The organism is Paracidovorax wautersii (assembly GCF_031453675.1).
Taxonomy (GTDB): Bacteria; Pseudomonadota; Gammaproteobacteria; order Burkholderiales; family Burkholderiaceae_C; genus Paracidovorax.
Map to the genome: position 1 here is coordinate 1,922,099 of NZ_JAVIZX010000001.1, position 21,117 is coordinate 1,943,215.

The window sequence follows — 21,117 nt, forward strand, 5'->3', positions numbered from 1 at the left end:
GAATGGAAGGAAGAACGCTATGCCCCGACTGTATTTGTGCAGAATCCAGCCGGTAAGTAGGTTGATCAGCTTTGTCTTTCAAATGAAATTTGAAAATCTGTCGGATCTGCGCGTGCTGGTTGAAACGGCCCGCGGCGGCACGCTCACCGCTGCTGCCCGGGTGCTGGACGTCACGCCGGCTGCGGCCAGCGCCATGCTCAAGCGGCTGGAGGCGCAGGTCGGCGCGCGCCTGTTCGAGCGCTCCACCCGCGCCATGCGGCTCACGCCGCAGGGGCAGACGCTACTGGACTATGCCGCCCGGGCGCTGGACCTGCTGGAGGAGGGCGCCAGCCAGGCGCAGTCGGAGTCGGGCGCGCTGCGCGGCACCATCCGCGTGGCTGCGCCGTCCGATCTGTCGCGCAGCGTGTTGCTGCCGTGGCTCGACGCCTTCGGGCGAGAGCATGGCGGCGTGCACATCGCACTGTCGGTGAGCGACCGGGTCCAGGACGTGCGGCGCGACGCGGTGGATCTGGCGCTGCGCTATGGCGACCTGGCCGATTCGCAACTCGCGGCCCGCCCGCTTGCCACCACGCACCGCGTGCCGTGCGCCGCGCCGCAGTACCTGGCCCGCCACGGCACGCCGCAGCACCCTTCGGAGCTGGCGCAGCACCGCCTCATCAGCCTGCACATCGCCGGGCGGCGCGAGACGCGCTGGACTTTCACGCGCGGGGCCGACACCGTGCCCTTGCCCGTGGAGGCCGCGCTGAGCGCCGACGACGGCGCCATCGCGCACGACTGGGCGCTGGCGGGCGCTGGCATTGCCTACAAGTCGGCGCTGGACATCCACGCCCACCTGCGCACCGGTGCGCTGGTGGCCCTGCTGCCGGACTGGACCGGCCAGCGCTATGCGCTCAGCGCCGTTCTGCCCAGCAACCGCTTCGTGCCCGCCCGGGTGCGGGCGCTGGTCGATCACCTGGCGGCACGGTTCGCCCTGCTGTCGGCGGAGGCGGGCTCTCGACGGGGGTGAGCCAGGCCGGGTCGGGGCGGGAGAGGCGGGCGCGGTTTCTGGGAGGGTTGGCGGACGAGGGCTGCGAGGGCGGCTCGCTGCGGAGCCGAGGAGCATTCCGCGGTGGTTTTCCGTCGAAAGGGGGAGACGGCTGCTGGCCCGCGAGCCGAGCACGTCGCGCCGGCGGGGATAATGCGAACCTTTCTCAAAAACCGCCTTGGTGTCTGCCGGCCGTCGCGGCAGGTCGCATGGGCGGCGACCTCGACCCGTTTCCCCTCCATGGCCCGTCCTTTCTTTTCCCATACTGCCGTCGTCCGCGCCATCGCCACGCTGGGCGGATCCCTGCTGGCCGCCTCCGCCTGGGCACAGGCGGTGGCGCCGCAAGGCACCCCAGGCGCACCGGCAACGTCACTGTCCACCGTCACTGTGAAGAATGCGCGGGCGGACGGCCTGCGGCCCGAGACGGTGGAGGCGGGCAGCTTCCGTGGCGCCGACATCATGGACGTGCCCTCGACCGTGAACGTGGTCACCCGCGAAGCCCTCGACGCCCAGGCCGCCTCGGGCGTGTACGACGCCCTGCGCAACACGGCGGGCGTGGCGCGCCAGCAGAACGGCGGCGACACCTGGGACCAGTTGGTGATCCGCGGCATCGAGGTGCAGAACCGCACCAACTACCGCCTCAACGGCTCGCTGGCAATCATGCATTTCGCCCAGGTGCCGATGGAGAACAAGGAACGGGTCGAAGTGCTCAAGGGCGCCTCGGCGCTGTACTACGGCTTCACCACGCCGTCGGGGGTGGTGAACTTCGTGACCAAGCGCGCCGGACCGGTGCCCGTCACGTCGGCGGGCCTGTCGGTGGACCAGTACGGCTCGGCCGTGGCATCCGCGGACATCGGCCGCCGCTTCGGCGCCAGCCAGCAGTATGGGCTGCGCATCAATGCGGCCGGCGGCACGCTGGGCTCCTATCTGGACGGCGTGGGCAACGGCAACCGCAGCCTGTTGGCGGCCGCCTTCGATTGGCGCGTCAACGAGCGGCTCACGCTGAAGGCCGATGTCGAGTACGAGCGCCGCCGCGTGACGGAACAGGTGGGCGTGCAGTTGCCGTCTGCCGCCAACGGCGTGATCACCTTGCCGCGCAGCGTCGATCCGAAGACGCTGGTCGGCCCCAGCTTGGCGACGTTCGCCACCGAGAGCACGAATGCCCAGGTGCGGGCCGACTACGCGCTCAGCGACGACTGGTCGCTGACGCTGGAGGCGGGCCGCTCGCAGGTCGAACGGGACCGCAACCTGCCGATCTTCCGCTTCGCCAATGCCGCCAGCGTGGCCACCGGTGCCGGCAACATCCAGGGCAACAGACAGCACCTGGACGCCACCTCCGACCTGCTGCGTGCAGAGCTGTTCGGCACGCTGAAGACCGGCGCTTTCACGCACGAAGTGACCTTGGGGGCGACCCGCACGGACTTTTCGCAGGACCCTGTCTACCAGAGCCGATTCAACATCGCGTCGCAGAATTTGTACAACCCCAGGCCCATCGGTGCGATGACCTGGACGGCTACGGCGCTGTCCACCGCAGGGCTGGAAACCCGTGACACGGGCCTGTACCTGATCGACCGCGTGGCGCTGTCCGCGCAGTGGCAGCTGATCGCCGGGCTGCGCCATTCCAGCTACCGCAGCGACCAGGGCACCGACCACTACGACGTGAGCGAGACCACGCCCATGCTCGCAGCGGTCTACCGCCCGCGCGACGATCTGTCCGTGTATGCGTCCTATGCCGAAGGGCTGGAGCAGGGCGAGGCAGGGCCGGCGGGCACGGCGAACGAGAACCAGCGCCTGCGTCCGGGCGTGAGCAAGCAAAAGGAAATCGGGGTGCGCTGGCAGGCGCCGGGCGGCACCCTGTGGTCCGCTGCGGTGTTCGATATCGAACAGCCGGGCTACTACACCAACGCCGCCAACGTCTACGTGGCCGACGGCACCAAGCGCTACACCGGTCTGGAATTGTCGGCCCAGGGCCGGCTCATGCCGCGGCTGGGTTGGATGGCATCGTCGCAGTGGCTGGACCCGCGCTTCGAGGACATCAACGCCACCTACAACGGCAAGCGGCCCGAGAACGCCGCTCGCCGCACGGCCAGCGCGTTCCTGAGCTACGACATTCCTGCCGTGGCCGGCCTGTCGGTCAACGGCGGGGCCTACTACACCGGCCGGCGCCCCGTGAACGACCTGAACCAGGCCTATCTGGGCGGCAACACCCTGCTGGCCGCGGGCGTGCGTTACGTCACGCGCACGCTGGGGCAGCGCACCACGTGGCAGCTCAACGTGGAAAACCTGGCCGACAAGCAGTACTGGGCCGCGGGCGGCACGCGCCTGGCCGCCGGTGCGCCGCGCACATTCAAGCTGTCGGCCAAGGTGGACCTGTAAGAACGTGTTTACGATCTCCCAAACGCCACTGCCCGAAGGGTTGGAGCGAAATCGGGCGATTGAACGCCTCGAACGCTTGCACGGGCATGAGCCCATGTGGCGCATCCGAAACATCCACTCATCCCGATTGCGCTCCAACGCGGCCCCTGCGAGATCGTAAACAGGTTCTGACGCGTTCTGGATGTGACCGGGGCCGCGGCGGCGGCGCGCACCCGGCGCGCATAATGCGGCGCTTATGCACTGGCTGCGCCGTTCCACCTTCCTCGCCCGCCTGGTCATCGCCTGGCTGGTGATGGCCGTGGGTGTGGCGGCGGCCTCTCCGCTGGTGCATCCGCAGACGATGGAACTGGTCTGCTCCGCGGCGGGCGAGTTGAAGCTGGTCGTCACCCACGACGACGGCTCGGTGCAGGAGATGGGCCACCACACCCTGGACTGCGCGCTGTGCCTGCCGGCCGGCGGCCCGCCCCTGGCGCTGTCCGCACAGGCCGTGCCGGTGCCGCATCCGCTGTCTCACGTCCTGCGCCCTGTCGAGGCCGCCCGCATGGCCGGGCTGGTGGGCGCGCCGCTGCCCGCGCGCGGTCCTCCGGCTCCTTCGGTGATCTGAGCTGTCGGAGGCGGCGTGGCCGACCTCCGGCGTTGTGGGGCCTGGCAGTCATTGCCTGCTTGCCTGCCTGCTGGCCCCGTCCGGATTGTCCGTTTGCCGCTCCCTGGCCTTGTTCACGCCCGCTGCCCCAGCCCTTTCACGGGCTGTGGGTGCATCGGCCGTGCGGGTCGACCCCAGAGGTCGGGGCGGCAGCCACCGAGCCTGTTGTTCCATGCCGTCTTCGTACCGTTCGTCCTTTCGCTTCCTCTCGACCCTGCCACGCCAGCGCCTTGCCCTGGCCGTTCTTGCGGCCCTCGCTGCGTCTAAAAGCCTGCACGCGCAGGAGCCGGCGCCCGCCGCCGACGCGGCCCTCTCCCTGGGCACCGTGCAGGTGCACGCGGCCTCCACCGGGCCCCTGCCCGTGCGCGGCGTGTTCAGCTCCGTCGACATCCTCGGCGCCAGCGTCGTGCAGGACCAGCATGTGGACTACAGCTGGGAGTTGTTCGCCCGCGCTCCCGGTGTGCAGGTCACGCCCTTCCGCCAGGGCACGGACGCCGGGCGCTTTTCCATGCGCGGCTTCAACGGCGAAGGCCGGGTGAACGCCGTCAAGCTGCTGATCGACGGCATTCCGTCGAACGACAACGCGGGCGGCATGCCGTACCTGGACGCGGTCTTCCCCATCGACATCGAGGCCATCGAGATCGTGCGCGGCACCAACGACCCGCGCTACGGCCTGAACAACATCGCCGGCAACGCCAATGTGGTCACGCGCACGGGGGGCAACGACGGCCGGGCCACGGCCACCGTGGGTAGCTTCGGCACCCGGGAAGTGCAGGTCGCCAAGGGCATCGAAAGCGGCAACTGGAGCCAGAACTATTCGCTGGCCTGGCGCGACGGCGAGGGCTGGCGCGACCATGCCGACGCCACCAAGCGCGCGCTGTCGGGCAAGTGGTTCTATACGTCCGACGACGGCCGTTGGCGCGCGGGCTTCACGGCGCGCTACTACCGCAACCGCGCGCTGGAGTCGGGCTACCTGACCGCAGAGCAGGCGCAGGCCGCGCCGCGCAGCTCCCCCGCGTACGCGGCGGCTGACCGCAGCGAGCGCGAGACCACGCAGCTCGGCCTGCACGCCGATGGCGAACTGGCCGATCGTCTGTCCTGGTCCGCCAGGCTGTACCGCAACCATTACGAGAACCAGCGCTGGGTGCGTTTCTCGGAGGCCGGCGTGCAGCAGGAGCGCGACAACGACGAGACCCACCACGGCGCGCTCACCACGCTGACCTGGCGCCCGCGCGTCGATTGGGCGCACGAGTTCACGCTGGAAGGCGGGCTCGACGCGCAGTGGCAGGACAACGCGGCGCAGCGCTACCGCACGGTGGAGCGGGTGCGGACCTCGCAGTTCCGCGACTGGGACTTCGACCTCAACACCCGCGGCGCCTATGTGCAGGCCGTGATCCGACCCGTGGCGGCGCTGAAGATCGTGCCGGCTGTGCGCGTGGACCGGGTGAGCGGCTCCTTCCACAACCTGCAGGCGGGCACCACCGCGCCCGTGCACGACTACGGCACCATCCGCCAGCCCAAGATCAGTGTGGCCTACGCGCTGCGGGACGACGTGAGCGTGTACGGCAACTGGGGCCGCACCTTCCAGATCGGCAGCGGCATCGACGCCTACCGCACCCAGGCACGCAACCTGGCGCCCTCCATCAACGACGGCTGGGAGGCCGGCGTGAAGTGGCAGCCCTTGCCGTGGCTGAACACCCGCGTGGCCTACTGGGAGCAGCGCGCCTCGGGCGAGGTGGCTCGCGTGCTCGGCGTGGACGGCCTGCCCGATCCGGGCGGCCTGGGCAACGTGGGCCGCACGCTGCGCAAGGGCTATGACGTGCAGCTCAACGCCCAGCTGGGCGCGCGCCTCACGGGCTGGCTGTCGTACTCGCACCAGCGGGCCCGCATCGTCACGCCCGACCCCAGCGCGCCCCAGACCGCGGGCCGCGAGGTGGAGAACGTGCCGCACTACCTGGCCACGGCCGGCGCGCAGTACCGGGCCACCGAACGGCTGCGCCTGTCGGCCTCGGTGAGCGCGCAGGGCGACTACTGGCTGGACCGTGCCAACACCCTGCCGCGCACGGGCCGATTTGGGCTGCTCAACCTGGGGGCGCAGTGGCAGGTCACGCCGGACGTGGACGTGGGCCTGCAGGTGAACAACGTGACCGACCGCCGCTATGTATACGCCTGGTACGACAGCGGCTCATCGGGCTACTCGCCAGGCGATGGGCGCAGCGTGGCGCTGACCGTGGGCTGGAAGTTCTAGTGGAAGCGCGACACCCCCCTGAAGCGCTGCGCGCCTCCGCGCAGCCGCCAGAGTCGGCAGCCCTTCGGGCACGTCCCAGCCTGCGCAGGCAGGCTGGGAGCCGCGGCCCTCAGCCCCCGCTCTCGCCGTGCTGCGCACGGCGGGCTGGGGGACGCAGCCCTCGCTGCGGGGCGGCCCTGGCTCGGCTGCCACCGGGCTGGGCCGCGCCAGTATCCAAGGCTGCAACCAATGTGCAGCACCCTGGGAAATATCGTCATGCCATCCACCTCTGACTCCTTGCCCTCGCTGGCCCCCAGCCTCTACCGTGCCGTGTGGCGCTGGCACTTCTATGCCGGCCTGCTGGTGCTGCCGTTCCTCATCTGGCTGGCCGTGACCGGTGCGGCGTATCTGTTCCAGAAAGACATCGACGGCTGGTTCCACCGCGATCTGCTCAGCGTGCCGGCGGCCTCGGCCGGCGAGGGCGCGCAGCCGCACGGCCGCATCGTGGCGGCGGCGCTGGCGGCCCACCCCGGGGCGCAGTGGTTCCGCTACACGCCGGCGCCGGACGGCCAGCACTCCGCCAGCGTGGGCGTGGCGCTGTCCGGCGGGGAGCGCCGGGCGGTCTATGTGGACCCGGCCACGGCGCGCGTGCTGGGCGAGCTGCCCGAGCGTGGAACTTTGATGTGGACGGTGCGCCAGCTGCACAGCCTGAAGTACTTCGGCCCGGTGGCGCGCGGCTTCATGGAGATGGCGGCGGGCTGGGCGCTGGTGCTGGTGGCCACGGGCCTGTACCTGTGGTGGCCGCGCGGCGCAGGTGCTGTGCGGCGGGGCGGCGTGGTGACCGTGCGCGGCCGCCCCTGGCAGCGCGTGTTCTGGCGCGACCTGCACGCCGTCACCGGCGTGGGCGTGGGGCTGGTACTGGCCTTTCTCGCGCTCACGGGGCTGCCGTGGTCGGTGCTGTGGGGCAGCCAGGTGAACGCCTGGGCCAACGGGCAGAACTTCGGCTACCCCGCGGGCGTGCGTGTGCAACTGCCCCTGTCGGGCGAGCGCCTCGCCGACGCGGCGCATTTGCCGTGGACGCTGCAGCAGGCCCGCGTGCCCGGCAATCCGCACGAAGGCCATGAGGGCCACGGCAGCACGGCCCCCGTGGCGGACGAGCCGCTGCTGGGTACGCCCCTGTCGGTGGACGCGGCGATGGCCGTGGTCGGCCGCCTCGGCCTGGCGCCCGGCTACGCCGTCACCCCGCCGCGCGGCGAGCGGGGCGTGTTTTCTGCGTCGGCCTATCCGGACGACCTGGCGCGCCAGCGGGTGGCGCACATCGACCAGTACAGCGGCGCGGTACTGCTGGACCAGGGCTACGCCGACTACGGCCCCGCCGGGCAGGCGCTGGAGTGGGGCATCAACGTCCACCTGGGCCAGCAGTTCGGCGCGCCCAACCAGTGGGTGCTGCTGGGGGCCTGTGCCGCCATCGTGCTGCTGTGCGTAAGCGGCGCCGTGGCCTGGTGGAAGCGGCGTCCGCACGGCAGCGGCCTGGGCGTGCCGCCGCTGCCCGCCCGGCCCGAGGTGCTGGCGGGGCTCACGGCGATCCTGGCGCTCGGCGGCGTGGTGTTTCCGCTGGTGGGCGCGTCGCTGCTGGTGGTGCTGGCGGGCGACCTGTGGTGGCAGCGGCGCCTGGCCGCCCGCACACCGGCCGGGGCGGCCTGACGCGCTCAGGGGCGAAGCGGGGCTGGTACGGCAGACGCGGCGCAGGCCGTTGCGGTTGCCCTAACATCGCCCCATGCACCACCACCCCTCACGCTTCTGGGCCGACCTCTCCACGCGCGACTTTGCCGACGCGCAGGCTTCGGGCCTGGCCGCGCAGACGGTGGCCGTGCTGCCCGTGGCCGCCATCGAGCAGCACGGCCCGCACCTGCCGCTGCACGTGGATGCCACGCTGCTGCAGGGCGTGATCGACGCGGCCCTGCCGCGGCTGCCGGCCGATGTGCCGGCCCTGTTCCTGCCGCCGCAGAACGTCGGCTTCAGCACCGAGCACACGGCCTTCCCCGGCACGCTCACGCTGTCGCCGGCCACGATCATTGCGCTGTGGAGCGAGCTGGGCGCCTGCGTGGCGCGCGCCGGCGTGAAGAAGCTGCTGCTGCTGAACGGCCATGGCGGCCAGGTGAGCGTGATGGACATCGTCGCGCGCGAACTGCGCCAACGCCACGGCCTGCTGGTCTACAGCGCCAGCTGGTTCAGCCTGCCGCTGCCCGAGGCGGTGCAGGGGCTGTTCAGCGCCGAGGAGCACCGCTTCGGCATCCATGGCGGCGAGGTCGAGACGTCGATGATGCTGCACCTCGCCCCGGCCACCGTGCGCATGGAGCACGCGCAGCAGTGGCGCTCCAGCTCGCAGGACCGGTCCGAGAAGTACGCGCTGCTGGGCAACGGCAAGAGCGCCAAGATGGGCTGGGCCATCGAGGACTACCACCCCAGCGGCGCCGTCGGCAATGCCGCGGGCGCCACGGCCGAGAAGGGCCGGGCGGTGGTGGCTGCGGCCGCCGCCGGCCTGGTGCAGCTGCTGCAGGAGATCCACGCGCTGCCGTGGGCGCCTGCGCACCGCGCCGGCTAAAAACGGGTTCTCAGGCTCTGCGTGAGCGCCGCGGGCGCGACGCCCTGGCGGGCATGGCGGGCATGGCGGCTGTGGCGGGTGCCGCCGCCGGCGCCTGCAGCGACTGCGCCAGAAAGTCCACGAACACCCGCACCCGCGCGGCCATGCGGTGGCGCTGCGGGTATACGGCGTAGATGTCGGCATCGGGCGTGTAGTACTGCGGCAGCACCTGTACCAGCCGGCCGTCCTGCAGGTAGCGGGCGATGTCCCATTCGGCGCGCATGAGCACGCCCAGCCCTTCCAGGGCCCAGTGCACGGCGATCTCGCCGTCGTTGGTGGCGAGGCTGCCGCGCGTCTTGATCGACTCCGCCGTGGCCTGGGCTCCCCGTCCGCTGGCCAGGCGCCACAGGCCGTAGGCCTCTTCGCCCTGGCGGATGCCGATGCAGTGGTGCCGGGTGAGGTCATGGGGCACGCGCGGCGTGCCGTGGCGCTCCAGGTAGGCGGGCGCGGCGCACAGCAGGCGGCGGTTGGGGGCGATGCGGCGGGCGATCACGCGGGCGTCGGGCGGCTCGCCGAAGCGCACGCACACGTCAAACAGGTCGTCGCTCAAGGGCGGCGGGTTGACCGACAGCTGCAGCTGCACCTCGACCTGCGGGTACTGGCGCACGAACCTTGGAATCAGCGGCGCCACGTGGCTGCGGCCAAACCCCAGGGTGGCGTTGATGCGCAGCAGCCCGGTGGGCGTGGACTTGGATGCGCCCAGCAATTCCTCCATGTGGTGGATATCGCCCAGGATGCGGCGGGCGTGCTCCAGGTAGACCTCTCCCTCGGGCGTGAGGCCCATGCGGCGGGTGGTGCGGTTGACCAGCGCCACGCCCAGGCGCGACTCCATCAGCGCCAGGTGCTTGCTCACGGCCGGCGTGGTGATGCCCAGTTCGCGCGCTGCCGCGCTCAGGCTGCCGGCGCTGGCCAGGGCCGAGAAGAAACCCAGGTCGGACGGTTGAATCGCGTCGGGCATGCGGTCATTCTTGAATCAAAGTTAACGGTGGTTTGACTCTAGCGCCGCGCCGCACCGGTGTCGATGGGCGACAGTGCCTTCATCGGAACCCCTTGAACACGGTGCCTGGGCGCCGACACGGAGACATCGCATGAAGACATACGCCATCGCCACCATTCCCGGAGACGGCATCGGCAAGGAGGTCGTGCCCGCCGGCCGCCAGGTGCTGGAGACCATCGCGGCCGCGAGCGGCAGCTTTCGCTGCACCTTCGAGGACTTCGACTGGGGCGGCGACTACTACCGCCGCCACAGCCTGATGATGCCGGCCGACGGGCTGGACCAGCTGCGCGGCAAGGACGCGATCCTCTTCGGCTCGGCGGGCGACCCGCAGATCCCGGACCACATCACGCTGTGGGGCCTGCGCCTGAAGATCTGCCAGGGCTTCGATCAGTACGCCAACGTGCGGCCCACGCGCATCCTGCCGGGCATCGACGCGCCGCTCAAGCGCTGCCAGCCGGAAGACCTGAACTGGGTCATCGTGCGCGAGAACTCCGAGGGCGAGTACTCCGGCGTGGGCGGCCGCGTGCACCAGGGCCACCCGATCGAGGTCGCCACCGACGTGTCGATGATGACCCGCGCCGGCGTGGAACGCGTGATCCGCTTCGCGTTCCAGCTGGCCCAGTCGCGGCCTCGCAAGCTGCTCACCGTCATCACCAAGAGCAATGCGCAGCGCCACGCCATGGTGATGTGGGACGAGATCGCGCTGGAGGTGTCGCGCGACTTCCCCGACGTGCAGTGGGACAAGGAGATCGTCGACGCCGCCACCGCGCGCATGGTGAACCGGCCCGCCACGCTGGACACCATCGTCGCCACCAATTTGCATGCCGACATCCTGAGCGATCTGGCCGCCGCGCTGGCCGGCAGCCTGGGCATCGCGCCCACCGGCAACATCGACCCCGAGCGGCGCTACCCCAGCATGTTCGAGCCCATCCACGGCTCGGCGTTCGACATCATGGGCCAGGGCCTGGCCAACCCCATCGGCACGTTCTGGTCGGTGGTGATGCTGCTCGAACACCTGGGCGAAGCCGCAGCGGCGCGGCAGCTGATGGCGGCCATCGAAGCGGTCACCGCCAACCCCGCGCTGCACACGCGCGACCTGGGTGGCCAGGCGACCACGGCGCAGGTGACGCAGGCGGTGTGCGATCTGCTGCAGTCCGAGCCGGCGCGCAAGGCGGCGTGAAGCGTTCAGCAGTAGCTAAAAACATAGCAGTCTGCGCTTGATGCCACTGGTTTTCAGATGCAAAACACCTTGAAATCCATATAAATAAAGCGCTAGCAGCTATTGATTTTGAAGGCAGCGCTGGCGGTGTGGGGCGGCCAGCAACCAGCCGGTGAGAGCAACGGCCCCTTGCAGTGGCGACCGACCCTTCAGAGCGTCGGCGGCATCTGCCTGTTGACAGAACAACCAGGCACCCCGTGCCGCAGGAGACAACGCAATGACCGCAGTACCGTTCCGTGGAGCGCGCCGCCGCCGCATGGCGATCACCCTGGCTGCGGCCCTGGCCGCCGCCGCTGGGCTGCCGGCCGCAGCGCAGGCCGACACCTGGCCCGCCAAACCCGTCACGCTGGTCGTGCCGTTCCCGGCGGGCGGCACCACCGATGTGCTGGCGCGCGCGCTGGGCGAGCCGCTGTCGCGCGTGCTGGGCCAGCCCGTGGTGGTGGACAACCGCCCCGGCGCGGGCGCCACCATCGGCGCCGACTATGTGGCCAAGGCCAAGCCCGACGGCTACACGCTGCTGGTGGGCGCGGTGCACCACACCATCGCCACCAGCGTCTACCGCAAGCTGCCGTACGACTTCCAGAAAGACCTGGCGCCGATCACCACCATCGCCATGGTGCCCAACGTGCTGGTGGTGAACGCGAACACGCCGGCCAGGACCGTGCCCGAACTGGTGGCGCTGCTGAAGGCCCAGCCCGGCAAGGCCAACTACGGCTCCAACGGCAACGGCACGGCGCAGCACCTGATCGGCACGCAGTTCCAGAACGCTACGGGCGCGGCGCTGACGCACATCGCCTACAAGGGCAGCGGCCCGCTGGCGACCGATCTGCTGGGCGGGCAGATCCTGCTGTCGTTCGACACCATCGCGCCCGTGCTGCCGCACATCAAGGGGGGCAAGCTGCGTGCCCTGGCGGTGACCACGAACACGCGGTCCGCTGCGCTGCCCGATGTGCCCACGCTGGAAGAGGCGGGGCTGAAGGACTTCAACATCGGCACCTGGTTCGGCGTGCTGGCGCCGGCGGCCACGCCCAAGGACGTGGTCGCGCGCCTGAACGCGGAGATGGTGAAGATCATCCAGTCGCCCGACTTCCGCAAGCGGATGGCGGACATCGGTGCCAACCCCATCGGAGACAGCGCCGAAGAGATGGCGCAGCGGATACGCAGCGAGACCGAGCGCTTCGCTCAGCTGGTGAAGAGCGCCCAGGTCACGCTGGATTGAACCGGGGCGGCAGGTTCAGAAGCTTTCCCAGTCGTCGCTGGCGGCGGGTGCCGCCGCGCGGGGCGCGGGCTGCGGCAGGGCCGCGGGCTTGGGGGCCGCAGCAGCCGCTGCAGGCTTCTCCGCGCGGCGGGCCGGCGCGGGGCGCGCGGCCGGGGCGGCTGCGGAGCCTGCGGCCTTCTTGCCGGCGATGGCGGGTGCGGCGCTGGCGGGGGCCAGCACCGGCTCACGCCGCGCATCGGCGGCTGCGGCGGGCACGGCCCGCGCCAGGTGCGCCTGCGCATCCGATTCGTCCAGCACGAACACGCTCACCAGCTGCACCAGGCGCGCGGCCTGGGCGTTGAGGCTGTCGGCGGCCGCGGCGGATTCCTCCACCAGCGCGGCGTTCTGCTGCGTGACCTGGTCGAGCTGGTTGACCGCATCGCCCACCTGCGAGATGCCCTGCTCCTGCTCGTGCGTGGCGGCGCCGATCTCCTCGATCAGATCGGCCACGCGGCGGGCCTGCTGCACGATCTCGCCCATGGTGGTGCCGGCCTCGTTCACCAGCTGCGAGCCGGCTTCCACCCGCTCCACGCTGGCGCCGATCAGCAGCTTGATCTCCTTGGCGGCCTCGGCGCTGCGCTGCGCCAGGCTGCGCACCTCGCTGGCCACCACCGCGAAGCCGCGGCCCTGCTCGCCAGCGCGGGCGGCTTCCACCGCGGCGTTCAGCGCCAGGATGTTGGTCTGGAAGGCGATGCCGTCGATGACCCCGATGATGTCGCCGATCTTGCGCGAGCTGTCCGTGATGCCCTGCATGGTGGCCACCACGTCGTTCACCACGCTGCCGCCGCGCGCGGCCGTCTGGCTGGCGGAGCCGGCCATCTGGGTGGCCGTGCGCACGGTCTCGGTGTTCTGCTGGATAGTGGAGCCGATCTCCTCCATCGACGCGGCCGTCTGCTGCAGGTTGGAGGCCTGCTCTTCCGTGCGCTGGCTCAGGTCGGCATTGCCCGTGGCGATCTGGCTGGCGCCGGTGGCGATCGATTCGCTGCTCTGGCGCACCTGGCTCACCAGGCTGCTCAGGCTCTCGCGCATGCGCTCCATGGCCGCCAGCAGGCTGGTGGTGTCGCCGGGGCGCAGGGCGATGCGCATGGCCAGGTGGCCGCGCGCTACCTGCTGGGCGATCTCGGTGGCATAGCCGGGCTCGCCGCCCAGCTGGTTCTTGATCTGGCGGGTGATGGTCCAGGCCACCACGGCGCCCAGCGCAGCGGCGAGCGCCGCCAGCACGAGCATGGCGCTGCCCGCCTGCACGGCGTCGACTCGCGACGCCTTGGCCATGGCGCGGGCCAGGTCGCGCTCCGTCGCGACCAGCTGGTCGATGGCGTTGAAGTAGCGCTCCTGCTCCGTGCGCAGCGGGCCCTGGATGTAGTTGCGCGCCTCGTCCATCTGCTCGGCGGCGGCCAGCTCGACCGCCCGATCGAACGCGGGACGGTAGGTGGCCGTGGCCGCCTCCAGCTGGGCCACCAGCGCCTTGCCGGCGTCCGAGGTGATCCGCTTGCGCAGGTCCGCCTGGATGGCCATGGCGCGCGTGCGGGCCTCGTCGATGCGTTTCTTCTGCTCCTGGATGCGCGCCGGATCGCTGAGCATCGCCATGTTGCGCACCACGCGGGCGTTGAGGTTCACCTGGTCCCGCAGGTCCTGCAGGGCCAGCAGGGTTTCCAGCCGTTCGTCGGCCAGCTGGGTGACGTTGTCCGCCACCTCCTCCAGCTGCACCCGGCCATACAGCGCCACCAGGCAGCCGATCAGTATCACCACCGTGAAGCCCAGGCCGAGCTTGGCACCGAGCTGCATCTCTCTCAAGAACTTCATCACTACCCTTCCTCGACACACCGGTCCGGTCATCGGACTCCAAATGTGTTTATTTGTTACTTGAGTAGTTTAGATGTTTCTTTGTCGTCCGAACAGTCTGTGGGCGACAACCCTCCCCGCAGCGCGTGATGAGAGAGGGGCGCCGTTCAGGGCGCAGCGGCCCGGTCGCCGCTGTGCGCCAGCGCCATGCCCAGTACCGCCACGCGCGCCGGCCAGCGCCACGATGGCGCCCCAGCCCCCGTGCTGCCAGAACCAGCCGCCCGCGGAGCCGACCACGCTGGAGCCCAGGTAATAGAACAGCAGATACAGGGACGCGGCATGTCCCTTGGTGGCGCCCGCCAGCGGACCGACGCTCGAACTGGCCACCGCGTGGCCGATGAAGAATCCGGTGGTCATGAGCACGATGCCGGCAAACACCGCCGGCAGCGCGGGCGCCAGCGTCAGCAGCACGCCCACCAGCATCAGCCCGAAGCCGGTGGCCAGCAGCGCGCGGCGGCCCATGCGGTCGGCCAGCCCGCCGGCCATGGACGACGACACGATGCCGAAGCCGAAGGCCAGGAACAGCAGGCTGATCTGCGTCTGGCTCAAGGCATACGGTGCACCGGAGAGCCGGAATGTGGCGTAGTTGAACACCGTCACGAAGATGCTGGAGAGCACGAAGCCGATGGCGAACAGCCGCAGCAGTCCGCGGTGGCGCAGGTGGCTGCGCCACGCGTGCAGGTGGTAGCGCCACTGCAGCCCGCTGCGCGGCACGAAGCGCCGCGAGGGCGGCAGCAGCGCCAGAAACCCCAGCGCTGCCAGCAGGCACAGCCCGCCCAGCAGTCCCAGGGCGAAACGCCAGGACACCCATTCGGTGAGCAACCCCATGCCCACGCGGCCCATCATGCCGCCGAAGGCGGTGCCCGCCACGTACAGGCCCATGGTCCGGCTCAGGTGGCGCGGATCGATCTCCTCGGCCAGGTAGGCCATGGCCACGGCCGGCACGCCGCCCAGCACCAGGCCCTCCAGGGCGCGGGCGGCCAGCAGCGCATGCCAGTGCGGCGCTGCGGCCGCCGCAATGTTCAGCAGAGCGCCCACCGACATGGACACGAACATCAGCCCGCGCCGGCCCAGGGCCTGCGAGAACGCTCCCGTCAGCACGATCGCCACGGCCAGCAGCCCCGTCGTGAGCGACAGGGCGAGCGAGCTCTGCGCGGCGCTGAGGCCGAAGGTCTGCGCGAAGGCCGGCAGGAGCGGCTGAACGCAGTAGATCAGGGAAAAGCTGGCGAAGCCGGCCAGGAACAGGGCGACCTGCGTACGCCGGTAGTCCGGCGTGCCCCGCACCATGCCCGGGGCGGGCGCGGCATCGGATGGAGGGGCGGTCGTGGTGGCTGGGGTGTGCAGGCCGGAGGTGGCCGTGCGGCTGACAGAAGAAGAAACCATGGAGCAACGGCGCGCGGGCCGTGAAGAGGCAAGACCGCCGGAATCTACGGACCAGGCGGAGATATGTCCAATATATGATTTGCGCAGTCTTCATATCTTTTGCAGATAGGTGTTGCATGGAACTGCGCCACATCCGCTACTTTCTCGCGGTGGCCGAAGAAGGCCATTTCACCCGCGCGGCCGCACGCCTGGGCATCGGCCAGCCGCCGCTGAGCCTGCAAATCCGCGATCTGGAGTCGGAAGTGGGCGCGCCCCTGTTCCTGCGGGTGCCGCACGGCGCCGTGCTGACGGATGCGGGCCGCGCCTTTCTGGAGGGCGTGCGCGCCATGCCGGGGCTGGCCGCGCAGGCCACGCACGACGCCCGGCGTGCCGCGCGCGGGGAGCTGGGATCGCTGCACCTGGGGTTCACCGGGTCGTCGGCCCTGCACCCCGAGGTGACCCGGGCGATCCGGACCTACCGGCGCAGCTACGGCCAGGTGGACCTGCGGGTGGACGAGGGCAACTCCCTGACGCTGGTGGAGCGGCTGCGCGATGGCCGGCTGGACGTGGCCATCCTGCGGCCCGACGGCCTGGACGCCACGGGATTGGTGTTCCACCGCTATCCCGACGAGCCCCTCATCGCCGCCGTGCCGTCCGCCCACGCCCAGGCGCGCCAGGGGCCGCGCATCGACCTGGCGCAGCTGCGCGGCGACGCCTTCATCCTGACGCCGCGTCCGCTGGGCCCCAGCCTGTTCGACGCTTCCGTCGCGGCCTGTCGCAGCTCGGGCTTCGACCCGGTGTTCGGCCCCACGGCACCGCAGATCGTGTCCATCCTGGCCCTCGTCGCGGCCGAGCTGGGGGTGGCGCTCGTGCCGGCGTCCATGCGGCAGCTGGGCTTCAAGGGCGTGGCGTACCGCGCGCTGCGCGACCACCCTGCCGTGGTCGGCCTGGCGGTGGCGCACCGCCAGGGAACGTTGTCGCCGTTCGTGCAGAACTTCGTGCGGCTGGCGCAGCCGGGCGGTGCCCCCACGCAGCCGTAGCCGTAGCCGCACCCGCTGGGTTGTGCGCGTGGCGGCGGCGCCTGTGTGCCGCATATCCATAGACGCCCTTCTTCGTTGTCGCGCTGAGGCCGGGCCGCGACCATCGCTTCCTGCCCATCAGGGAACCGATCAAAGGGAGAAGAAGCCATGGCGCTCGACCACACCACCACCACTACCACCACCCGCCACCGTCCTGCCCGCGCCGCCGCGCCCGGCGGGGCATCCCCGGCCACCCCCAGCCGCCGCACGCTGCTGCGCACCGCGGGGGCGGCGGGTGTCGTGGCCAGCGCGGGGCTGCTGGCCTCGCGGGCCTGGTCGCAGCCGCGCAAACTGGTCTTCGCCTGGAACCAGGCGGGCTTTTGCAACACGCCCGTGCCCATCGCGCTGGAGCAGGGGTTCTTCGAGAAGAACGGGCTGGACGTGGAACTGCTCAACTGGGCCGGCTCGTCCGATGCGCTGCTGGAAGCGCTGGCCACGGGCAAGGCCGACGCGGGCGTGGGCCTGATCCACCGCTGGGTCAAGCCGCTGGAGGCGGGCTTCGACGTGAAGCTGGTCAGCAGCGTGCACGGCGGCTGCCTGCGCCTGGTGGCCGCCAAGGGCACCGGCATCACCGCAGATGCCAAGTCCTTCAAGGGCAAGGTCATCGGCGTGGCCGACCTGAACAGCCCGGCCAAGCAGTTCTACGCCATCCATCTGGCCAAGAAGGGCATCGATGTGGACAAGGATGTGGAATGGCGCGTCTACCCGGCCGACCTGCTGGACGTGGCCGCCAAGAAGGGCGAGATCCACGCCATCGCCGACGGCGACCCGAACGTCTACCTGATCGAGAAACGCAACCCCGGCGCGTTCACCGAGATCGGCAACAGCGCCAAGGGCGAATACGCCGACCGCCTGTGCTGCGTGGTGGGCGCCCGCGGCCTGCTGGCGCAGAAGGACAAGCCCCGCGTGGCCGCCGTGGTGCGCTCGCTGGCACAGGCCTCCAACTTCGTGGCCGACAACCCGAATGAGGCGGCCAGGATCTATGCCAAGTACACGCCCAAGGTGACGGTGGACGAGCTGCAGGCGCTGCTGGCCGACCTGACCTACAAGCACCATCCCACGGGCAACGCGCTGCGCAGCGAGGTCGAACTCTTCGCCCGCGAGTTCCGCGAGGCCGGCATTCTGAAGCGCGGCACCGACCCGGCGCGCTTCGCCTCCCACGTGTCGCTGGACGTGCTGGCATGAGCAACGTGCCGCATGCCCTGGAGCTGCCCGGCGCCCACGCCGGCGCGGCAGCGCATACGCCAGCCCCGCGGAGGGCGGCCGCCGCGCGCGCCGCCCCCGCTCCCGCCACGGTGGACCCGGGGCAGCCGGCGCGGGCGCTGTGGCCCGCCGGGCTGCTCGCCGCCGTGGCCTGGGCCGCGCTCGGCGTGCTGACGCTGGCGTGGCCGAACAAGGCCATCGGGTTCAGCGAGTGGGCCTTCACGCAGGAGTTCGGCGTGGCGGCGCTGGCCGCCGGGGGCGTGCTGCTGCTCGTGGCGCTGCTGGGCGAGCGCTCTGGCCCGGTGGGCCGCACGCTGCGCCCCGCCGGCCCGTGGCTGGTGGCCGCGCCGCTGCTGCTGGCCGTGTGGGAAGTGCTCACCGCCAAGACGGGCGCGCTGCCGCCGCCGTTCTTCGCGCCGCCGCAGAGCCTGATCGAGGTGTTCACCGAGGACGGGGCGCGTCTGGGCCTGTCCATCGCGCATTCGGGCCGCCTGCTGGGGCATGGCTTTCTCGTCGGCGCGCTGGTGGGGTTCGCGGTGGGCGTGTGGATCGGCTGGTCGCGCATCGCCGGCTACTGGGTGCATCCGCTGCTGCGCTTCCTGGGGCCGGTGCCGGCCTCGGCGCTGCTGCCGCTGGCGTTCTTCTTCGCGCCGTCCAGCTACGCCGCCGCCGTCTTTCTGGTGGCGCTGGCCACGTTCTTCCCGGTGGCGGTGCTCACCTGGTCGGGCGTGGCGTCGGTGCACAAGAGCTACTACGACGTGGCGCGCACGCTGGGCGCGTCGGAATGGTTCCTGGTGCTGCGCGTGGCGATTCCCGCCGCGCTGCCGCAGGTTTTCGTCGGCCTGTTCATGGGCCTGGGCGCATCGTTCTCGGTGCTGGTCACGGCCGAGATGATGGGCGTGCAGGCCGGCCTGGGCTGGTACCTGCAGTGGGCCCAGGGCTGGGCGGCCTACGCGAACATGTATGCGGCGCTGCTGGTGATGGCGGTGTTCTGCTCGGGCCTGATCACGCTGCTGTTCGCCGTGCGCGACCGCGCGCTGTCGTGGCAGAAGGGGACCGTGAAATGGTGAGCACCGTGCCATCTCAAGAAGTCACCGCTGTGCAGCAGAGCCAGACGGGCGCGCGCATCGACATCACCAATGTCAGCCACTGGTTCCCCCAGGACAAGGGCGCCGTGCTGCAGGTGCTGGACGGCATCGACCTGACGGTGCGGCCTGGCGAGTTCGTGGCGCTGCTCGGCCCCAGCGGCTGCGGCAAGTCCACGCTGCTGCGCCTGGTGGCAGGGCTGGAGCCGGCCACCACCGGCACCATCGCGCAGGACGGCGTGCCCATCACCCGGCCCGACCCGTCACGCATCGTCGTCTTCCAGGACCCCACGCTCTACCCCTGGCGCACGGTGTGGGACAACGTGGCCCTGGGCCTGCAGGCGCGCGGCCTGCTCAAGGCCGAGCGCGCGCGCGTGGACGATGCGCTCCAGCTCGTCGGCCTGGCCGAATTTGCGCACAGCCACCCGCACCAGCTCAGCGGCGGCATGGCGCAGCGCGTGGCGCTGGCCCGCGCGCTGGTGAACGACCCGCAGCTGCTCATCCTGGACGAGCCGCTGGGCAAGCTCGACTCGCTCACGCGGCTGGCCATGCAGAGCGAGCTGCTCAAGCTGTGGGAGCGTGCGCGCTTCTCGGCGCTGCTGGTCACGCACGATGTGGAGGAGGCGCTGTTCCTCGCCAACCGCGTGATCGTGCTGACCGACCGGCCCGCGCGCATCGCCGCCGAGCTGGTGGTGGACCTGCCATACCCGCGCCACCGCGGCCATCCGCGCTTTGCCGAACTGCGGCATGAGGCGCTGCGCCACCTGGGGCTCGACGCCACGTGGTGACCGCTGCAGCGGCCGCCGACGCCGCGGCGCCCGCCCGCCCGGTGCGGCGCGCGCCATGAGTGGCACCCCGCCCGACGCCGCCTGGCTCAACGCGCTCATCTCGCTGCTGCAAGGCGCGCAGCTGGCGCTGCTGCGCGCGCTGCACGCCCTGGGGCTGGTGGACACCGTGCACGGCCAGCCGGCGTGGCCGTGGGCGCGGCGCGTCTCGGGCGAGAACCTGCTGATCGACATCGGCCAGGCGCGGCACCTCGCCATCACGCTCGCGGTGCTGGCCGGCGTGCTCGCGCTGCTGGTGGTGGCGCTGCTCTGGCGCCGGCGCCGTGGGTGGGTGCTGGCCCTGGTGCCCGTGGCGCTGGTGCTGGCGCCGTGGCCAGAGGCCCGCGTGGTGCTCGTGCCGGCGCACCCGACGAGTTTCCACGCACCGCCCGCGCCGCTGTCGGTGGCGGCCATCGCGCAGGGGCAGGCGCTGTATGCGCAGCAGTGCGTCGGCTGCCACGGCGCCAACGGCCGGGGCCAGGGCCCGCTGGCCGCGCAGCAGCCGGTGTGGCCGCCCAACCTGGCCGGCCCGCTGCTGTGGCGCCGCGCCGACGGCGACCTGCTCTGGGCGGTGCTGCACGGCGTGCGCGACGGCGTCGGCCGCACCACCATGCGCGGCCACGCCGGCCGGCTGACGGACGCGGACGCCTGGGCCGTGCTGGACTACCTGCGCGCGCAGGCAGCGGGGGAAATGCTGCGCGCCAGCGGCGCGTGGATGCTGCCCGTGGCCTTGCCCGACGCCGCCGTGCGCTGCGGCGCGCAGCCCGCGCGGGCGCTGTCGAGCTGGCGCGGACAGCGCGTGCGCGTGGTGGCGGCCGCATCGCCCGGATCGGACGCCGCGGCGGCCGTGCAGTCGCTGCGGGAGGATCCGCGCCTCGTCACGGTCTGGCTGCAGCCCTCTGCATCCCCCTCCGGACCTGCGCCGCGTGCGCTGCCGTCCGTGCTCCCGGCGGGCGCCGATTGCGTGGTGGACGACGCACAGGCCTGGAGCGCCTTCGCGCTCATCGCCGGCACGCCGCGGCTGGAGGGCGCGCAGTTCCTGGCCGACCGCGACGGCTGGCTGCGGGCGCGCAGCCAGCCCGGCCAGGCGGGCTGGTCCGAGGACGACCTGGTCTGCCGCACCGAAACCGCGCCGCGGCCGGCCGCACCGGCCGCCGCCGCTCCACCGGGCACGCTGCCCGCCGACGGGCTGGGCGCGCTCATCACGCTGATGGATGCGGAGCCGGTGCGCTTCGTCAAAGGCGGCTTCGTCCACTGAGGGGTGCTATTTAAAGAATAGCTGCTTGCGCTTTCTGAATGAGCGATTCAGGTATTTTTGTGTCTGAAATGCTTTA

Annotated in this window: 16 protein-coding genes; 13 read left to right on the plus strand and 3 right to left on the minus strand. The window is 71.2% G+C overall.

Annotated features, from left to right (window positions below):
- Positions 1–82 precede the first annotated feature (82 nt).
- The 6 genes from QE399_RS08740 to QE399_RS08765 all read left to right on the plus strand — a co-directional run bounded on the left by QE399_RS08740 (position 83) and on the right by QE399_RS08765 (position 8,875).
- Positions 83–1,006 (plus strand): LysR family transcriptional regulator, encoded by a 924-nt coding sequence (locus tag QE399_RS08740; protein WP_309828023.1) that lies wholly within the window; start codon positions 83–85, stop codon positions 1,004–1,006.
- Positions 1,007–1,264: 258 nt separating this feature from the next.
- Complete coding sequence (locus QE399_RS08745) at positions 1,265–3,400, plus strand: TonB-dependent siderophore receptor (protein WP_309828024.1); 2,136 nt, start codon at positions 1,265–1,267, stop codon at positions 3,398–3,400.
- A 235-nt stretch (positions 3,401–3,635) separates the two neighbouring features.
- Positions 3,636–4,004 carry a DUF2946 family protein gene (locus QE399_RS08750; protein ID WP_309828026.1) on the plus strand — a complete coding sequence of 123 codons (369 nt, stop codon included), beginning with the start codon at positions 3,636–3,638 and terminating at the stop codon, positions 4,002–4,004.
- A 211-nt stretch (positions 4,005–4,215) separates the two neighbouring features.
- Positions 4,216–6,291: a TonB-dependent receptor gene (locus QE399_RS08755; RefSeq protein WP_309828027.1), complete on the plus strand. Its 2,076-nt coding sequence runs from the start codon at positions 4,216–4,218 to the stop codon at positions 6,289–6,291.
- 255 nt (positions 6,292–6,546) lie between these two features.
- On the plus strand, positions 6,547–7,974 hold the full coding sequence (locus QE399_RS08760; protein ID WP_309828029.1) for a PepSY-associated TM helix domain-containing protein: 1,428 nt from the start codon (positions 6,547–6,549) through the stop codon (positions 7,972–7,974).
- A gap of 73 nt (positions 7,975–8,047) precedes the next feature.
- Positions 8,048–8,875, plus strand: a complete 828-nt coding sequence (locus QE399_RS08765; RefSeq protein WP_309828030.1) for a creatininase family protein — start codon at positions 8,048–8,050, stop codon at positions 8,873–8,875.
- 10 nt (positions 8,876–8,885) lie between these two features.
- On the opposite strand, the gene QE399_RS08770 is transcribed toward QE399_RS08765, so the two are convergent.
- Complete coding sequence (locus QE399_RS08770) at positions 8,886–9,872, minus strand: LysR substrate-binding domain-containing protein (RefSeq protein ID WP_309828032.1); 987 nt, start codon at positions 9,870–9,872, stop codon at positions 8,886–8,888.
- Between the two features lie 130 nt (positions 9,873–10,002).
- On the opposite strand from QE399_RS08770, the gene QE399_RS08775 reads away from it, so the two are divergent.
- Together QE399_RS08775 and QE399_RS08780 are read left to right on the plus strand one after the other, a co-directional pair.
- Complete coding sequence (locus QE399_RS08775) at positions 10,003–11,091, plus strand: tartrate dehydrogenase (protein ID WP_309828034.1); 1,089 nt, start codon at positions 10,003–10,005, stop codon at positions 11,089–11,091.
- Positions 11,092–11,347: 256 nt separating this feature from the next.
- Entirely contained in the window at positions 11,348–12,349 is a 1,002-nt protein-coding gene (locus QE399_RS08780) for a Bug family tripartite tricarboxylate transporter substrate binding protein (protein ID WP_309828036.1), read from the plus strand.
- 15 nt (positions 12,350–12,364) lie between these two features.
- On the opposite strand, the gene QE399_RS08785 is transcribed toward QE399_RS08780, so the two are convergent.
- Positions 12,365–14,191, minus strand: a complete 1,827-nt coding sequence (locus QE399_RS08785; RefSeq protein ID WP_309828037.1) for a methyl-accepting chemotaxis protein — start codon at positions 14,189–14,191, stop codon at positions 12,365–12,367.
- 69 nt (positions 14,192–14,260) lie between these two features.
- On the minus strand, positions 14,261–15,613 hold the full coding sequence (locus tag QE399_RS08790) for an MFS transporter (protein ID WP_309828039.1): 1,353 nt from the start codon (positions 15,611–15,613) through the stop codon (positions 14,261–14,263).
- Between the two features lie 116 nt (positions 15,614–15,729).
- Here QE399_RS08790 and QE399_RS08795 point away from each other — a divergent pair, with 116 nt between their 5' ends.
- From QE399_RS08795 to QE399_RS08815, 5 genes are all read left to right on the plus strand, one after another.
- Positions 15,730–16,632, plus strand: a complete 903-nt coding sequence (locus QE399_RS08795; protein WP_309828041.1) for a LysR family transcriptional regulator — start codon at positions 15,730–15,732, stop codon at positions 16,630–16,632.
- Positions 16,633–16,779: 147 nt separating this feature from the next.
- Positions 16,780–17,856, plus strand: a complete 1,077-nt coding sequence (locus QE399_RS08800) for an ABC transporter substrate-binding protein (RefSeq protein ID WP_309828044.1) — start codon at positions 16,780–16,782, stop codon at positions 17,854–17,856.
- A complete protein-coding gene (locus tag QE399_RS08805) occupies positions 17,853–18,944 on the plus strand; it encodes an ABC transporter permease (protein ID WP_309828046.1) in 1,092 nt (363 codons plus the stop codon). Before QE399_RS08800 ends, QE399_RS08805 begins: the two co-directional genes overlap by 4 nt.
- Complete coding sequence (locus QE399_RS08810; RefSeq protein ID WP_309828047.1) at positions 18,938–19,747, plus strand: ABC transporter ATP-binding protein; 810 nt, start codon at positions 18,938–18,940, stop codon at positions 19,745–19,747. Before QE399_RS08805 ends, QE399_RS08810 begins: the two co-directional genes overlap by 7 nt.
- A gap of 55 nt (positions 19,748–19,802) precedes the next feature.
- Complete coding sequence (locus QE399_RS08815; protein WP_309828049.1) at positions 19,803–21,041, plus strand: c-type cytochrome; 1,239 nt, start codon at positions 19,803–19,805, stop codon at positions 21,039–21,041.
- Positions 21,042–21,117: the final 76 nt, after the last annotated feature.

Excerpts from the sequence above, each read along its gene's own strand:
- QE399_RS08815 (WP_309828049.1), top strand. The coding sequence starts at position 19,803 with ATGAGTGGCACCCCGCCCGACGCCGCCTGGCTCAACGCGCTCATCTCG.
- QE399_RS08740 (WP_309828023.1), top strand. The coding sequence starts at position 83 with ATGAAATTTGAAAATCTGTCGGATCTGCGCGTGCTGGTTGAAACGGCC.
- QE399_RS08770 (WP_309828032.1), bottom strand. The coding sequence starts at position 9,872 with ATGCCCGACGCGATTCAACCGTCCGACCTGGGTTTCTTCTCGGCCCTG.
- QE399_RS08805 (WP_309828046.1), top strand. The coding sequence starts at position 17,853 with ATGAGCAACGTGCCGCATGCCCTGGAGCTGCCCGGCGCCCACGCCGGC.
- QE399_RS08780 (WP_309828036.1), top strand. The coding sequence starts at position 11,348 with ATGACCGCAGTACCGTTCCGTGGAGCGCGCCGCCGCCGCATGGCGATC.
- QE399_RS08745 (WP_309828024.1), top strand. The coding sequence starts at position 1,265 with ATGGCCCGTCCTTTCTTTTCCCATACTGCCGTCGTCCGCGCCATCGCC.
- QE399_RS08760 (WP_309828029.1), top strand. The coding sequence starts at position 6,547 with ATGCCATCCACCTCTGACTCCTTGCCCTCGCTGGCCCCCAGCCTCTAC.
- QE399_RS08775 (WP_309828034.1), top strand. The coding sequence starts at position 10,003 with ATGAAGACATACGCCATCGCCACCATTCCCGGAGACGGCATCGGCAAG.
- QE399_RS08795 (WP_309828041.1), top strand. The coding sequence starts at position 15,730 with ATGGAACTGCGCCACATCCGCTACTTTCTCGCGGTGGCCGAAGAAGGC.
- QE399_RS08785 (WP_309828037.1), bottom strand. The coding sequence starts at position 14,191 with ATGAAGTTCTTGAGAGAGATGCAGCTCGGTGCCAAGCTCGGCCTGGGC.
- QE399_RS08810 (WP_309828047.1), top strand. The coding sequence starts at position 18,938 with ATGGTGAGCACCGTGCCATCTCAAGAAGTCACCGCTGTGCAGCAGAGC.
- QE399_RS08790 (WP_309828039.1), bottom strand. The coding sequence starts at position 15,613 with ATGGTTTCTTCTTCTGTCAGCCGCACGGCCACCTCCGGCCTGCACACC.
- QE399_RS08765 (WP_309828030.1), top strand. The coding sequence starts at position 8,048 with ATGCACCACCACCCCTCACGCTTCTGGGCCGACCTCTCCACGCGCGAC.
- QE399_RS08755 (WP_309828027.1), top strand. The coding sequence starts at position 4,216 with ATGCCGTCTTCGTACCGTTCGTCCTTTCGCTTCCTCTCGACCCTGCCA.
- QE399_RS08800 (WP_309828044.1), top strand. The coding sequence starts at position 16,780 with ATGGCGCTCGACCACACCACCACCACTACCACCACCCGCCACCGTCCT.
- QE399_RS08750 (WP_309828026.1), top strand. The coding sequence starts at position 3,636 with ATGCACTGGCTGCGCCGTTCCACCTTCCTCGCCCGCCTGGTCATCGCC.